General features: G+C 57.4%; 13 protein-coding genes and 4 pseudogenes. 10 read left to right on the top strand and 7 right to left on the bottom strand.

What is annotated here, in order from left to right:
* Positions 1-326: 326 nt before the first annotated feature.
* Positions 327-1,364, bottom strand: a pseudogene (locus JQK15_RS15695) (IS110 family RNA-guided transposase).
* 5 nt (positions 1,365-1,369) lie between these two features.
* On the opposite strand from JQK15_RS15695, the pseudogene JQK15_RS15690 reads away from it, so the two are divergent.
* Positions 1,370-1,618 (top strand): annotated as a pseudogene (locus JQK15_RS15690) (IS110 family transposase); the annotation flags it as partial.
* 359 nt (positions 1,619-1,977) lie between these two features.
* On the opposite strand, the gene JQK15_RS15685 reads toward JQK15_RS15690, so the two are convergent.
* The 4 genes and pseudogenes from JQK15_RS15685 to JQK15_RS15675 all read right to left on the bottom strand — a co-directional run bounded on the left by JQK15_RS15685 (position 1,978) and on the right by JQK15_RS15675 (position 5,304).
* Positions 1,978-2,805 (bottom strand): HipA domain-containing protein, encoded by an 828-nt coding sequence (locus tag JQK15_RS15685; RefSeq protein ID WP_251007803.1) that lies wholly within the window; start codon positions 2,803-2,805, stop codon positions 1,978-1,980.
* A 132-nt stretch (positions 2,806-2,937) separates the two neighbouring features.
* Positions 2,938-3,225, bottom strand: a pseudogene (locus JQK15_RS26900) (HipA N-terminal domain-containing protein); the annotation flags it as partial.
* On the bottom strand, positions 3,222-3,587 hold the full coding sequence (locus tag JQK15_RS15680; RefSeq protein ID WP_251007778.1) for a helix-turn-helix domain-containing protein: 366 nt from the start codon (positions 3,585-3,587) through the stop codon (positions 3,222-3,224). The gene JQK15_RS15680 and the pseudogene JQK15_RS26900, both read right to left, overlap by 4 nt.
* 244 nt (positions 3,588-3,831) lie before the next feature.
* Positions 3,832-5,304: a phytoene desaturase gene (locus tag JQK15_RS15675; RefSeq protein WP_214866352.1), complete on the bottom strand. Its 1,473-nt coding sequence runs from the start codon at positions 5,302-5,304 to the stop codon at positions 3,832-3,834.
* A gap of 137 nt (positions 5,305-5,441) precedes the next feature.
* Between JQK15_RS15675 and ispH the strand changes: the two genes are divergently transcribed.
* A complete protein-coding gene (ispH, locus tag JQK15_RS15670; protein WP_214866351.1) occupies positions 5,442-7,307 on the top strand; it encodes a 4-hydroxy-3-methylbut-2-enyl diphosphate reductase in 1,866 nt (621 codons plus the stop codon).
* On the opposite strand, the gene JQK15_RS15665 is transcribed toward ispH, so the two are convergent.
* Positions 7,304-7,882 (bottom strand): PAS domain-containing protein, encoded by a 579-nt coding sequence (locus JQK15_RS15665; RefSeq protein ID WP_214866470.1) that lies wholly within the window; start codon positions 7,880-7,882, stop codon positions 7,304-7,306. The genes ispH and JQK15_RS15665 overlap by 4 nt on opposite strands.
* Before the next feature lie 116 nt (positions 7,883-7,998).
* Between JQK15_RS15665 and JQK15_RS15660 the strand changes: the two genes are divergently transcribed.
* From JQK15_RS15660 to JQK15_RS15650, 4 genes and pseudogenes are all read left to right on the top strand, one after another.
* On the top strand, positions 7,999-8,262 hold the full coding sequence (locus JQK15_RS15660; protein WP_214866350.1) for a hypothetical protein: 264 nt from the start codon (positions 7,999-8,001) through the stop codon (positions 8,260-8,262).
* Positions 8,259-8,441 (top strand): annotated as a pseudogene (locus JQK15_RS27460) (NAD(P)-binding protein); the annotation flags it as partial. The gene JQK15_RS15660 and the pseudogene JQK15_RS27460, both read left to right, overlap by 4 nt.
* Positions 8,442-8,486: 45 nt before the next feature.
* Positions 8,487-9,233 carry an NAD(P)/FAD-dependent oxidoreductase gene (locus JQK15_RS15655; RefSeq protein ID WP_353047211.1) on the top strand — a complete coding sequence of 249 codons (747 nt, stop codon included), beginning with the start codon at positions 8,487-8,489 and terminating at the stop codon, positions 9,231-9,233.
* Entirely contained in the window at positions 9,223-9,969 is a 747-nt protein-coding gene (locus JQK15_RS15650; protein WP_251007777.1) for an SDR family NAD(P)-dependent oxidoreductase, read from the top strand. The genes JQK15_RS15655 and JQK15_RS15650 overlap by 11 nt, the downstream gene beginning before the upstream one ends.
* A 235-nt stretch (positions 9,970-10,204) precedes the next feature.
* Here the strand turns inward: JQK15_RS15650 and JQK15_RS27305 are convergent, their stop codons facing one another.
* On the bottom strand, positions 10,205-10,330 hold the full coding sequence (locus JQK15_RS27305; protein WP_285236570.1) for a hypothetical protein: 126 nt from the start codon (positions 10,328-10,330) through the stop codon (positions 10,205-10,207).
* A gap of 66 nt (positions 10,331-10,396) precedes the next feature.
* Between JQK15_RS27305 and JQK15_RS15645 the strand changes: the two genes are divergently transcribed.
* The 4 genes from JQK15_RS15645 (at position 10,397) to JQK15_RS15630 (ending at position 13,821) form a co-directional block, all read left to right on the top strand.
* Complete coding sequence (locus tag JQK15_RS15645) at positions 10,397-10,756, top strand: hypothetical protein (RefSeq protein WP_214866348.1); 360 nt, start codon at positions 10,397-10,399, stop codon at positions 10,754-10,756.
* Positions 10,757-11,251: 495 nt separating this feature from the next.
* Entirely contained in the window at positions 11,252-12,025 is a 774-nt protein-coding gene (locus tag JQK15_RS15640; RefSeq protein WP_214866347.1) for a nucleotidyltransferase family protein, read from the top strand.
* Entirely contained in the window at positions 12,009-12,752 is a 744-nt protein-coding gene (locus tag JQK15_RS15635) for a metallophosphoesterase family protein (RefSeq protein WP_214866346.1), read from the top strand. Before JQK15_RS15640 ends, JQK15_RS15635 begins: the two co-directional genes overlap by 17 nt.
* Before the next feature lie 622 nt (positions 12,753-13,374).
* The gene (locus tag JQK15_RS15630; RefSeq protein WP_214866345.1) at positions 13,375-13,821 is read left to right on the top strand and encodes a transporter substrate-binding domain-containing protein; all 447 of its coding nucleotides are present in this window, start codon (positions 13,375-13,377) and stop codon (positions 13,819-13,821) included.
* The last annotated feature ends 73 nt before the right edge of the window (positions 13,822-13,894 follow it).

The raw sequence follows: 13,894 nt of genomic DNA, 5'->3' as shown, positions 1-13,894 counted from the left end.
CTTGGAGAGAGACGTGCCAAAGCGGAGGCCGCTTTCCGGCCGGAGCTGGCTGATTTCGGAATGTCGTCTGTGGATGGCTCCGCGTTGCAAGCATAAGGTGATGATCTGACGTTCTGTCGGGTGCAGTCGTCTGTCCGGCCTGTTGATGCAGTCGGTGCAGACTGCTGGCCCTGATGGGGTTCGCGAACAAGGTCCGATCGGGTTTGCACGCTATTACGCCTATGACATTCCTTGGGTTGTCCTTGTTCCCGGTCCGGCCGGTTTTGCCATCACATCCTTCGCTCTCACAACCTCGTGAAGCTGATGTCCTCAGCTAGACTCTTAATCTATGCTGCCGCCAGCATCGGCGCATGCCCGCGTTCGAAGACGCCGCCGCGCGCCATGACCGCCCATGCAATCCGCGCCATCTTGTTGGCGATGGCGACCGAGGCGACACGCGCGGGCTTTCTGCGAGCAATGCGACGAAGCGCGGATCGACCGTGCTGGGTTTCTCCTTGGCGTATCGGACGAGCGCGGTTGCGCCGACAACCAGGAGCTGCCGCAGATATCGGTCGGCCATCTTGGTAATGCGCCCCGAGCGTTCCTTGCCACCACTCGAACTCTGTCGCGGGGTCAGCCCTAGCCAGGCGGCGAATTGGCGCCCTGACGAGAACTGGCTTGGACCGGTTACCGACGCGGCGAGTGCGGTCGCGCCGACCGGCCCGATACCAAGGATCGTCGCCAGACGCCGGGCCCGCTCGTCGCTCCGCTGCAGAGCGGCGAGACGCAGGTCGAGCTTGTAACTGGGCGTGAAGCTGGAGCCGTTGCCCTGCCAACATGGCAACGACGTTGGTCGCCTCGGTCGGCAGATCGATCTTTGAGTCGCCGTCGACGATTTCCCGCGCCATCTGCAGTGCCTTCACGATCCCGACCGGGATGGCGACGCCCAGTTCTGCGAGCAAGCTGTGCATCATGTTGACCAGCTGCGTGCGCTGTTTGATCAACAGCTGGCGAACGCGATGCAGCGACAACGCCGCCTGCTGCTCACGCGACTTGATGGGCACGAACCGCATCGTCTGACGTGTAACCGCTTCGCAGATTGCCCTAGCATCGGCGGCGTCGTTCTTTCCGCGCTTTACGTGAGGCTTCACGTAACCCGCGGGCATCAGCCGAACCTCATGACCCAGCTTGGTCAGTGCGCGCGCCCAGTGGTGCGACGTCCCGCAAGACTCGGCGCCTGCCAGGCACGGCGGCAGCTTCTCGAAGAACGGTAGCATCTGCGATCGTCGCAGCGCCTTGCGAATGACGACCTCACCGGTCGCGCTGATACCGTGAACCTGAAAAACGTTCTTGGCCAAATTGAGGCCGATCGTGCTAATCTCCATGACGGGTGGATTACGACGGACATATCTCCAGGCGCGGCGACCACCAAGTACGAGCCCTTCTGTATGAAGCGGCGTGCGTCATCCTGACCCGCAGCTCGGCTGAGAGTGCCTTACGAGACTGGGGTCTCAAGCTTCGCGAACGCATCGGCTTCAAACGGGCCGCAGTGGCCGTGGCGCGGAAACTCTCCGTCGTAATGCATGCCATGCTCAAGTCAGACGAGCTGTTTGACAGGACCGCCGGCGCCCCAGCATAGCAATTTCGCTGGCAGGCAGCCAACGAGCGGACTCGTCCCTGCCGGGACGTGGCCTGGACCATTCCGACTGATGGGATGCATCGGACGCTGTCCGAATGCGCCGTCCACATTGGAAAGTTCCGTCCTACGAAGACCCAACATGCGGCAACTCATGCTGACCGCGAAGACGACCCTGAACCCGGCATACGATTAGCTCAATATCTGCTTGCAAAACTGGCAGCGATTAGACGACCCTACCAGGTTCTGGCGTAACCTGACGTTATCGCTGTCATGCCAGAGCGGCTTGAGTCGGTCGAAAGTCGACGGAAGCCAGACTGTTTGCATTGTGGAGTTGTTGCACGAGGTGCGTTTCTCCATGCTCATAGCTCTTCAAGACCTGCGAGAACTGCACGGGACCGTCGCTCAACCGCACGCATAACGGCTGGCATGATCGCGTGGCCTCCAGCTGGCATAGCGTCGACCTGGGCAAGCGCCTTCTCAAGATTGCCAAGTACTGAAGTTGCCAGACGGTGTATGCGGCGCAGCATCAGCCTGGGTTGAAATTTGCCCGCTCCGAGCATCCTCACCCAGTGGCGCTGCTTGATATGATCACCTCGACTCTCGCCGGCAATTGTTTGGGCGAGGTTTCGAGTTATCCCATCATAAGGATCTGCGCACATCACATCGTAGAGGGGGGCAAGCCTAGCCATTCCCGGCTGGACCATTAGCGAATAGTTCTTGGCATGCGCATCGGTGTTGCAAACAAGTATGTTGAAGGCCACATAATCAATCATGGACAGAGCGTCAGGAGCGAGGCCATGCTTCCGCAAGATGCCAACCATATCTACGATCGTGGGCCCTCGGCCACTGCTTTTTCGTTCGTATTTTTCGCTCGGGTAGCGGCCCAGTGCCTGGCAGAAGTCCTCTTGATGAAGGCGAACCCATTCGTCATCGCGCTGCACGCGATCATATCGCTCGATCAGAAAATATTGGCGCTTGCCTGCTTTGCCAGTTGTTATGGCAGGGACGGTGAGCCCGCACAGGCGAGCCAATGTAAGGCAAAAGGCCTCATTCTGGACGCTCCCAACAAGCCGATCACTATCGGGTTTGAGGATATGCGTCGATGGTGCACCTTCCAGAGGGACATGAAGGGTGCCATTGACATCCTGCGCCAAGGCAAGTTTGGTTTGGACGCCCGCCAGGGACATGGATACCCCGTCGTCGCCAGCTAGGAATGGCTTTTGCGGCAATTCCTCAATGATGCGTTCAAGATCAGTCTCGTCCCTGATCGGTTTCCAGAATTTTTCGCTGGTTAATCCTGGTGTGCCGAACGAGAGCGCGCCGGCAGTATCCCGGCCGATAGCGGATAGCATACCGAGAATGTCACCAGGTGCGATGCCAAGTTGGCGCCCCACCATCGTTAATTGCTCTGCCTCCGGCAGCAGATTCGCCGCCCAAGGCAGCAACGTCTAGGCGGGAACGCGCTTCGTCTGCAGTGGCATGGATGTGGAGATTGGGAAGGCGTCGCGTGAACCGAGCCATACTTCATCATAAATGAAGCGCGGACCGTTCTCGTGAACCACATCCCCGACATGTCGACTTCCGAAAAATACAAAGAGCGCAATCATCGCGAACTGCCCTGTCCATCATGTGGTTCTGATGCCAGTTCAAGCAGCTTGATCGCGTCGAGACCGATAGCTGCTGCGACCACAAGGGATCGACCGATCTGGCATGTAGGTTTGCCTGTCTCCAGGTCATGGAGAAAACGGATACCAACCCCCGTTGCCGCGGATAAGTCCTCGAGTCGTAAGCCATGAGCCTCACGTTCACGGCGGATCATCGCGCCGAACCGCCGTGAGTAGGATGCAGCGTCCTCCAATAGATTTTCGTGCATAAAGATCGCCTCGTTTCCCGATCGGGAAAGTAAGGCGGATTCTGGTGACTGGCAAGCTGCTTTTTCCCGATCGGGAAAGCGAATGTGCTCGTTCAAATTATTGCTTTTTCGGACGTAACCTTGCGATTGAGACTGCTTTATTGCTTCCTTAGATAAGTTATATCAGCCACGATCAAGCAAAGTTCTAGAAGGATGAAAAGACGCGTCCGGGTAAAAAGATACAGGTCCTTTTCTTTCGCGATTTCGATCGTTAACCTCTCCGACTTCAAAGATTCCTTGCGGAGCGATTGTCCAGAAGACGGGATTTCCTGTGTTCTGATGATGTGCCGCAGCCAGTCAGCTAAATCATCAATCCTGCTGTCGCTTTCGCGCTTCCCACCACTCCGGGGATGCCCGCGCCAGGATGAGTGCCTGCTCCAACAAAAAAGAGATTCTCGAAATGATCGTCGCGGTTGTGGGCACGGAACCAGGCGCTTTGTGTCAGTGTCGGCTCCAAGCTGAAGGCGCTACCTAGATGAGCGCCGAGATCGCTCTCAAAGTCTCGCGGCGTATAGTGGAAGCAGACTTCAATGCGATCTTCAATGTCGGGGATTAGCAGGGCGCGGATGCGCTCAATGACAATTTTGCGGTAACGTTCCCCTTCCTTGGACCAGTCGATCGGTGCAACGCCGAGGTGTGGCACGGGAGCCAAGGCATAGAATGCTGATTTGCCCGGTGGGGCGACCGTCGCATCGCTGGCGCCGGGATTGTGCAGGTAGATCGAAGGATCCTCGGGAAGGCGACCTTTCTTGTAAATATCTTCAAGCAATGGGCCGTAGCGATCGGAAAATAGAATTGAATGATGCGCGATATCGGGGAATGTACCGTCCAACCCGAAATGCACAACGAACAAGCTGGGGGAGAATCTCTTGGATTTTAGAGATTTAAACTTACGAATTGCTTCAGGCGAGTGTGTGATCATTCCGTAGGTGTTCACTATGTCACCGTTACTGGCGACCTGATCAGAAGCTAATTGCATTCCTGACTGGGTAATTACGCCCGTGACATAGCGGCCTTCGTAAGTGATCGTTTCGACTTTTTCGTTCAGCAAAAGCTTTCCGCCAAGCCGGCCAAACAAGGTTACAAGCCCATCAATAAGTGCGTTGGTGCCGCCCACTGCACACCACACCCCGCCAGTTTTCTCGAGATTGTGGATGAGAGCATAAATGCCGCTTGTCTCCATAGGATTGCCGCCTACCAGCAAAGTGTGGAATGACAATATTTGCCGCAGCTTCTCGCTGCGCACAAAGGAGGCAACCGTTGCATAGACCGAGCGCCACGCCTTGTAGCGCGCCAGTGCCGGCGCTGCCTTGAGCATGCTTCTAAAATTGAGAAACGGGACCGCCCCTAACTTCACATAGCCTTCCTCATATACTGCGCGCGAATAGTCCAGGAAACGGCGGTAGCCATCGACATCGCGAGGGTCGAGCTTGCGAATTTCCGCTTCCAGCCGGCTATCATCGTTTGAGTAATCGAACTGTGTACCATCGTTCCAGACAAGGCGATAAAATGGGTCCACCGCCCGCAACGTCACGTCCTTGTCCATTGCGCTTTCCGACAGAGACCAAAGTTCCTCCAGACAGGAAGGGTCTGTAATTACGGTTGGACCGGCATCGAAAATGTACCCTTCTCGCTCCCAATGATAGGCCCGGCCGCCTGCCCGGTCTCGCGCTTCGATCACGGTGGTCTCGATACCCGCGCTCTGCAGACGTATCGCCAGTGCCAGTCCTCCAAAACCAGACCCAATAACGATAGCGGACGGTTTGGAGGGCATAAACTAATTCGCCATTATAGAGGATCGGAATGGTCCTGTTGCGTATAATATCCTCGTCAGATCGCCACCTGTCCAAAGGGGAGGGTGGAAAAAACGGGAAAAGTCGCCAAGATGTCAGCGCGATAGGATAGATCAGGATGCATGCACCAAACCCAAATATCGATGATGCTCTCTCGGTTGGGGGGAAATCTGTGCTGCTTGCCAATCCGCGTGGTTTTTGTGCAGGAGTGCGGCGCGCGATCAGGGCTGTTGAAGATGCATTGGAAGCCTATGGCGCTCCGGTGTATGTTCGACGCGCGATCGTGCATAATCGCCGGGTGGTCGAGAGCCTTGAGCAGCGCGGCGCAGTCTTCGTTCAGGAAGTAAGCGAAATACCTGAGGGGGCTGTCACGATACTATCTGCACATGGTAGCGCTGCAATCGTGAAGTCGGAAGCCCAGCAAGCCAATCTACGTGTCGTCGATGCGATTTGTCCCCTGGTCGCCAAAGTGCATTCAGAAGTGGTTCAGTGGCACCTGCAAGGTCGCCGTGTAATTCTTATAGGACACGTCGACCATCCGGAAATCATCGGAACGATCGGCCAGATCCCCCGCAGAGAAATCTTCGTGGTGGGTAATGTGGCCGACGTGGACGCGCTGCAACTTGCTGCCTTGACGCCGGTCGCCTACGCTGTTCAGACCACCTTCTCCGTAGGCGAGGCGGCGACAGTGATCGAGGCGATCAAGGCCCGTTTTTCTGACTGTGTCGGTCCGCGCTCAAGTGACATCTGCTATGCGACAACAAACCGCCAGACCGCTGTTGCCGCGATCGCAGCGCAATGCGATGTCATGCTGATCGTTGGCGATACCACGTCCTCTAACGCGCGCCGATTGGTAGAAACTGCGGTAGCGGCCGGCTGCCCCCAAGCAATTCTGGTGGAAGGGGCGGACGACTTGCCGCGATGCTTTCCAGCCGGCGCCTCCGTAGTTGGCCTTAGCGCGGCAGCGTCGGCCCCTGACGAGGTGATCGAAGAAGTGTGCGGTTGGCTGCGCGAACAAGGCTTCGCATTCAACGAAATGGCGGGGGCCGAGGAAGCGATGAAGTTCCGGCCGGTATCGGTTGCGCTGGATGACCGCAAGCCGTCTACTTCGTTGTTGTTCGCGGCCGACATTCACAAAGACGTAGACGAGGCCATACTCGAAGCGATCGGTCATTCTCCTTCGCGCAGCATGCGGCTTGCCGATGCCATGCGCTATGCGGCGACCGGGGGTGGCAAACGGTTTCGCGCTGCTCTTACCGTTACGGTTACCCATATGCTTGGCGGGTCGAGGCAGATGGCGCTGCGCGCGGCTGCTGCAATCGAATGTGTTCATGCCCAGTCCCTCGTTCACGACGACCTCCCCTGCATGGACAACGACGATTTGCGGCGGGGCAGGCCGACCCTGCATCGGCGCTTCGACGAGGCTACTGCGGTACTGGCTGGCGACGCCTTGCTTGCCCTCGCGTTCGAGATACTGGCCGATCCAAGGACACATCCCGAAGCGGAAGTACGTACTCAATTGGTGCTACGCCTTGCGCAGACGATGGGGCAGGACGGGCTTGCAGGCGGCCAAATGATGGATCTTTACCCTAGCGAAAACATAACTCGAGAGGAATTGATCGCCTGCCTCTCCGGGAAGACGGGCGCACTCGTACGCTTTGCCGTCGAAGCCGGCATCCTGCTAGGTCGAACAGATGCGCGCCGTCGGGCACAACTCCGATCCTTTGCGGAAAATCTCGGCCTGCTGTTCCAGTTGCAAGACGACTTCCTGGACGCAGCTGGCGATGAGCGAGCAGTCGGCAAGGCTCTGCGTAAGGATGCCGCCAACAAACGGAAAAATGCCATCTTGGTGCTGGGATCCGAAGCGGCAGCTAGGGAGGCGGAGCGTCTTCTTGCGTCCTGCAAGACTCTGCTTGAGTCATTTGGTGACAGTGCCGCAGGTCTCCTTGAACTGACCCGTTTCGCTGCCCAACGAACGTGCTAAAAGCCGGCCTCGATGGCGACCCGGATCGCTTCCGCCACCGTGCGCACTTCTAAAGCGCGCAACAGTGCGGCACGGTGCATCTTGATGGTCCGTTCGGTCACGCCAAGTTCGAAGGAGATCTGCTTGTTGAGGCGTCCTTGCGCTAGCGCTTGAAGTATCTGGAGTTGCCGCCGGCTGAGCCTTTCAATACGAGCACTTGCCTGCTGATGGCGATTGGCCTGCGTATCGTCTATGGCCATTTGTGAGCCGAGGAAGAATTCGATTTCACCGTCGCCGTTGAACAAGGGGGCGACCATCACGGCGTTACGAAAGGCCGTGCCGTCCTTGCGATAGTTGATCAGCTCAACCATCGTCGGGCGAACCTGTGCGATGGCATCGCGAAGCATCGCCGCCTGCATTCTTTCGGTTCGGGCCCCCCGCAGGAACCGGCAGTTACGGCCGATCACCTCCTCCCTCGAATAGCCCGTCAACTCGATGAAGGCCTCATTACAGGCAACGATCGGATTGTCCGCCATGCGGGGATCGCTGACCACGGCGGCAACTCGGCTGTTGGTGATGAGGGAGTTTGGATCCATTGTCTTTGGCACTGTGCTTCCCTTCCCGTTAGGCCATATCGCAGAGACCTGTCGAAAAGCCTAGAACGTTATGACGCATCCGCTGGTGTTGGGCTGGCGGTGAAGCTGTCAGAAACATGATGAAACTCATATTTGCGGGGGTGTTGCCCTATCATCAGAGCGGTGAAGCAAGCTGCACCGCCCACACGATCCCATCAGAGGCTGATCGCGGCTTTATTCTCGATATGCGCGACCCGCTGCCGCGCATGTGGAAGAATTATTGCGTCGGGCATGATGGAAAATCCTCGAGCATGCTGATCGGCAAGATGTTCGGTTGCCTCGATCGGGACCCTAGTAACATCCAGAATTTTTTCGCTTCGAGGGAGGGTCAAGAAATATGAGACCGCGGATCGGGATTGTGGGCGCAGGCGTTGCTGGTCTAGCCTGTGCCGAGCGGCTGCGCTCCATCGGCGATATCATACTGGTCGACAAGGGGCGCCGCCCAGGGGGGCGCCTAACTACCGTTACGATCGGGAATTCGTCCTGGGACCTGGGGGCACCCTTTTTTACGGCTTGCGATCCCCAGTTCCGCGCCCAAGTCATGAACTGGCAAAGGGCCGGCTGGGTGGCGCGCTGGGATTTAGGCCCCCCGAACGCATGGGTGGGCGTCACGTCGATGGCAAGTCTCATTGCCGAGCAGAGCAGGGGGCATGAAATCATGTTCGGTTTCCAAGCCCGGTCGCTTGTCAGGAAGGGTTACGGGTGGATGCTCGAAAGCCACGCCGGCCGCATAGGATCTTTTGATGCATTGGTCGTCGCCGTTCCGGCCGAACAGGCCGCTCCGCTTCTTTCCCTCCATGATCTTGACGCCGCGCGCGACGCAGCATCTGTCCGGTCTTCGCCCTGCTGGGCCGTTATGGTCGAATTTGCCCGCCCACTCCCTGTTGCCACGCATTTGATGTCGGATTGGGGAATCTTCTCCCTTGTCGCCAGCAACCGCTCCAAGCCAGCAAGAGGCGAAGAGGAATGTTGGATCCTTCATGCCAACGGGCAGTGGTCGCGCGATCATTTGGAGTTGTCGCCCGCCGAAGTGGCGCCGCTGTTGCTCGAGGCTTTCGCCGCAGAAATCAGCATCGATCTCCCAGAGCCCTCATTCATCAAGGCTCATAGGTGGCGCTATTCAAGGCCACGCGGACAATCGGGCAATGTCATCTGGAATCCCGCGCTAGGGCTGGGAGCATGCGGCGACTGGTGCACCGAGCCGACGGTAGAAGGGGCCTGGCTTTCGGGCGTACGACTGGCTGAAAAAATGATCGGAACAATGGGTGAAAATGGCGCGAGGTTAGAGGGAGATTTCAGGCATGGAAGATAGAGCGGGTGGAGACGGCACTGGAAACATGACCGCTGCGGTGTTTGGCTCAAGCGGAGCAATCGGGGGATCGATGGCAGCAAGCCTGGCCAAAAATGGGCGTTTCAGCGCGGTCATGGCCGGGTCGCGGGCTGTGATCCTCCCGGTGGCTGGTTGCAGGCCCTTTCGTTTCGACCTCGACGACGAAGCGTCGATTGCTGAAGCTGCTGCAGCCCTTCCCCAACCAATTGGGCTGGTGCTCGTATGCACCGGCTTATTGCACGATCAAGCGTCAAACATCGTTCCTGAGAAAACCTTGCGGGCACTTGATGGCGCAACGTTGGCGCGGCTTTATGCAGTAAATGCGATCGGTCCAGCGCTCATCGCCAAACATGTGATGCCCCGACTTCCAAGACAGGGACGCTGTGTTTTCGCCGTTCTTTCAGCAAAAGTCGGCTCCATCGGTGACAACCGTCTGGGGGGATGGCACGCCTATCGCGCAAGCAAGGCCGCCCTAAATATGATGATACGCAATTTCGCGATCGAAATGAGGCGAACACATCCCCAAGCCATCGTCGCGGCGTTGCACCCCGGTACCGTCGAAAGCAACCTTTCCGCGCCATTCCGACGCGGTGTTCCATCGGACAAGCTTTTTACGCCAGACTATGCGGCTGAAAAGCTGCTCGGTGTGGTCGATCGCCTCACCCATGCTGACAGTGGCGGCCTGTTCGCCTGGGACGGCATGCGTCTGCCCGATTAGTGATGGAATGCCGCGAGTGGCAAGGATGCGCTCCGATGCCGAATCCATCAACGCAAAGCGCCTACGCCACTTGCCTCAAAGCGCGGTAGGCTGCTCGTGGTTATAGAGATCGGTTTTCGTCGAGTGGTTTGAAACGAAGGAAATAAACCAGATAGCATAGGCAAGTTTAAATTGGTCTTCTAAGTAGAGCCGAGCATTAGCAAACGTATGATAAAATGGGCATGCTGTTAGCGCATCAATGGAATACAAGCCACAGCAGGATGATGACGCGGATCAGCATGCCGATAAGCCAAAGCACAATAGCTTTTCCCACGCGAAACGCCTTGCAAAATAACTGAAACGTCAGGCCGCTGCGGCTCAACAATATTCCAAAGGGTCGTTTTGAACTCCCATCACGTCCGCGCGTTTTGGTGGGAGGAGTGTTCCAATGCGCGCGGAATTCACGATCGTGCCGGACCGGCACAATAATTTGATGAGGGTAAAGCTGGCTGGCTTTTTCACCCAACAGGACGTCGCTAGTTTCGCCCATGCCTATCGCGAGGGGCTGGGGCAACTTGACGGCTACGGTCATCTGACACTTGCCGATATTCGAGAAATGGCCATTCAGGCTCAGGATATCGTGATTGCTTTTGCAGACTTCATGGCCTCTCCGACGACGCGTTCGCGCAAACTGGCTTTTATTTGCGGTTCCACCCTTGCCCGCCTACAGGCACAGCGCCTCACCACGCGTGCTAATGTGCAATTCTTTCAATCCGCTTTCGCGGCGGAAGCCTGGCTGTTGGAGTGAGATCAAATCTAAGTCAGAAGGGCCGTCAAGCCGTGCCGCTGCTATCGGTCCAGCTGCGTTCGCGAACGCTCCAGCGCCTGGCCCACCGTCCAACATGTCATTGCCATATTTGGTTGAATCGCTGACGTGCAGACACGCAGCGCGGCTGAGCCAAGACATTCGCAGAAGCTCCCTAAAGAAATGCTGCTGCCGGCCTCCCGTCCCAAGTCGCGGAAAGATCGCTCAATAGCTCTGTGTCGACCCTAACCTCGCATTGGTGTCACCTCTGTATGACCCGGAAGAATTAGCGAGAGGGCAAGGTAGGCGGCGCTCAAGCGGCTTTCGGCATGGTGAGAAGGGTTAGGACGGAAGCGATTGGCTGTACCATTGGCGGCAACCTGCTTGGCTGCCGGGATTTCTGTCAGACCGGCGCAGCTTCGCCTGCATCGGGCAGTACATATCGGAACGGATAGTCGGCCCGCTGGTTACCCGCTCTATGCTGACAAAGATGTTACCATGACGTGTGATCCCGCCGCGTTTGACCCACCGCCGGAAGCAAGGCAGTTTTATGCTAATAGTCTCGCAGAGCTGGTCGCCTCGGGCATCCCCTTTATGCTTTCAGGTACTTACGCTTTAGGCTGTCATACGGGGATATCTCGCCCGACCAAGGATTTGGATGTCTTCTGCAAGGCAGGCGATGCGCCACGGATCCTGGCCCACTTCCGTCATCTGGGCCATGACGTCGAATTCGAGGACGAGCGCTGGATCGGGAAGGTTTGGAAGGATGGCAATTTCTTCGATGTGATCTACAATATCTCGTCGGCCAGCCTGCCGGTGACCGAAGAATGGTTTCGCGACGAATTCTACGCCGAGGTCTACGGAACCCGTGTCCGCATCACACCGCCCACTGAATTCATCCTCTCCAAGCTCTTCATCCAGGATCGCTATCGCTATGACGGCGCAGATGTCGCGCACATGATCCTCAAGCAGCACGAGACCATCGATTGGCAGCGCATGCTGGACGCGATGGAACTGCATTGGGAATTGCTGTTGATCCATTTGCTCCACTTCCGCTTCGTCTATCCAACCGAACGGCACTGCATTCCGCTCTGGCTGTTCGAAGAGCTTCTTGGCAGGCTGGAAACCCGGGCGGAGCTTCCTGTCCCCAAAATTCGGGTTTGTCGTGGAAGATTGCTCTCTCCACGCGATTATCTGGTCGACATCACCGATTGGGGATTTGCTGATGTTGTCGGGAAAGGACTGGAGGAAAGCCATGACCGAAACAAGTGATGCGGTGCCGGCCGGGAGACTTACCGTAGCCGCGATCGGCGACCTTCATGTAAGCGAGACGTCGGAACATCGATATCGCGAAATGTTCGCGGAAATCTCCGACAAGGCCGATATTCTTGCGCTGTGTGGCGATCTGACCAATTTTGGCAAAAGGCGCGAGGCGGAAATATTGGCAGAAGATTTACAGGCATGTAGGATCCCGGCCGTCGCGGTGCTTGGAAATCATGACTTTGAATGCGGTCAGCCAGACGAGGTGACCCGTATTCTTCAAAGCGCCGGGGTCACGGTTCTGGATGAGCAGGCTGTCGAAATAAAAGGTGTTGGGTTCGCCGGGGTTAAGGGCTTCGTGGGGGGCTTTGGTCGCGGCGAATTGGGCGCATTTGGCGAACCGGCAATCAAGGGCTTCGTTGAAGAGTCGATCAATGAGGCGCGCAAGCTGGAGAATGCCCTTCGCACGCTAAGAACCGACCGCGTTGTGGCTGTTCTGCATTATTCCCCTATCTCTGAGACGGTCGTGGGCGAGCCGCCTGAGATATTTCCGTTTCTCGGTTCTTCCCGGCTTGCCGACGCCATCGACCGGTTCGATAATGTCCGCTTTGCTGTCCATGGGCATGCGCACCGCGGTGCGTTCGAGGGTAAGACCCCGCGCGGCGTCCCTGTGTATAATTGCGCGCAATTTGTCGTTTCAGAAAAATTTGGCCGGCCTTACGCTTTGATTGCGGTTTAGCATGAACTGAGCCTGATGAAGTGAGCGTCTACAAGAATGCAGTGCAATATTGCGTTGGCGCGATGTCCTCGTCGTCCGTTCAGATGGCGTATCGCTGCACTGACGTTCAGCGTTATTGGTGTCTGATGCTTGTCCCAATCGCGTTGGTTGCATCGACGAATCTTTTACGCGCAATCGCTTGGATATTTTGCAGTTCCGGACGTTATCTCTCAGCAACAATCTCGAAGGGTAGCATGGCGCATTGTGCGGCAGGTCTGAGTGGACAATATGATATGCGGTGCGAGGTCTTTTTACCTCCGGGGCACGGCTGGAAGCTCGATCCTGCCCAGGCCCTGAAGCATGATATTGCCTTTGCAGGCTCCGTCGAGGTCCTTGGCCTGAAGCTGGAGCCCCAATGGGCTGCGTCGACGGGCGCTCGGATAGACGTGGCGGCGGTCAGCCGAGCGACATCACATAAGCCCGATGTCTTGCTCGCAGGAGGCTATCGCGGCAATGAGTTCGTCCTTTCTTCATTCGCAGCGCGCATGCGAGAATTCGAGCCGGAGCGACGCGCGCTCCCAATTCGGGATAGGTTTGATCCCTATCCTTCTGACAGCAGCAGCGGGCAAAGGGCGAACGACCGATGAAGGGTGTTATGGTCCTGCCCATGCTCCTGCTTGCCGCCTGCAACGTTCTGCCGCGCGATCCGGCCGGCACATCGACACGCGTTGCCAAAGAGCGAGCCTTCACCGTGGCGCTGGCCGATCCTGCCGTTAACGGGGCACCAGAGGTCCAACGGCTGGTTCATGAAATCGAGCGACGAACCGGCGCGCAGGTGCATTGGCGGCCAGGCACAGGCGAGGGGCTTTTCGCGCAGCTTGATGATGGCACACTTGACCTGGTGATCGGGCGCTTCCAGGCCGACAGCCCCTGGGCGATGAATGTGGCCTTTGGCCCGCCCCTCTTGAAGACCGGGACGAAGGAGGGACCGCTGGAACTCAAGGCGGCGATGCGCAATGGCGAGAACCGGTGGATCATGACAGTTGAGCGCGCCAGCCGCGCAGTCTCGCAGGAGGCCCGCGAAGAATGAGCGATACAAGCCTTCCCGACGAACTGCGTGAGCCCATGGCGCGGGCGGTACGCCTGGAATATTGGAACATCTT

It is taken from the genome of Sphingobium sp. BHU LFT2 (assembly GCF_018604485.1).
Classification (GTDB): Bacteria; Pseudomonadota; Alphaproteobacteria; order Sphingomonadales; family Sphingomonadaceae; genus Sphingobium; species Sphingobium yanoikuyae_A.
The sequence above is the reverse complement of the archived record's forward strand: the minus strand, read 5'-3'. Positions and strand labels throughout refer to the sequence as shown.

Coding starts and splice junctions, on each gene's coding strand:
- JQK15_RS15650 (WP_251007777.1), top strand. CDS start 9,223: ATGGAAGATAGAGCGGGTGGAGACGGCACTGGAAACATGACCGCTGCG.
- JQK15_RS15645 (WP_214866348.1), top strand. CDS start 10,397: ATGCGCGCGGAATTCACGATCGTGCCGGACCGGCACAATAATTTGATG.
- JQK15_RS15640 (WP_214866347.1), top strand. CDS start 11,252: ATGACGTGTGATCCCGCCGCGTTTGACCCACCGCCGGAAGCAAGGCAG.
- JQK15_RS15660 (WP_214866350.1), top strand. CDS start 7,999: ATGATGAAACTCATATTTGCGGGGGTGTTGCCCTATCATCAGAGCGGT.
- JQK15_RS15635 (WP_214866346.1), top strand. CDS start 12,009: ATGACCGAAACAAGTGATGCGGTGCCGGCCGGGAGACTTACCGTAGCC.
- JQK15_RS15675 (WP_214866352.1), bottom strand. CDS start 5,304: ATGCCCTCCAAACCGTCCGCTATCGTTATTGGGTCTGGTTTTGGAGGA.
- ispH (WP_214866351.1), top strand. CDS start 5,442: ATGCATGCACCAAACCCAAATATCGATGATGCTCTCTCGGTTGGGGGG.
- JQK15_RS15630 (WP_214866345.1), top strand. CDS start 13,375: ATGAAGGGTGTTATGGTCCTGCCCATGCTCCTGCTTGCCGCCTGCAAC.
- JQK15_RS15685 (WP_251007803.1), bottom strand. CDS start 2,805: ATGTCCCTGGCGGGCGTCCAAACCAAACTTGCCTTGGCGCAGGATGTC.
- JQK15_RS15665 (WP_214866470.1), bottom strand. CDS start 7,882: ATGGATCCAAACTCCCTCATCACCAACAGCCGAGTTGCCGCCGTGGTC.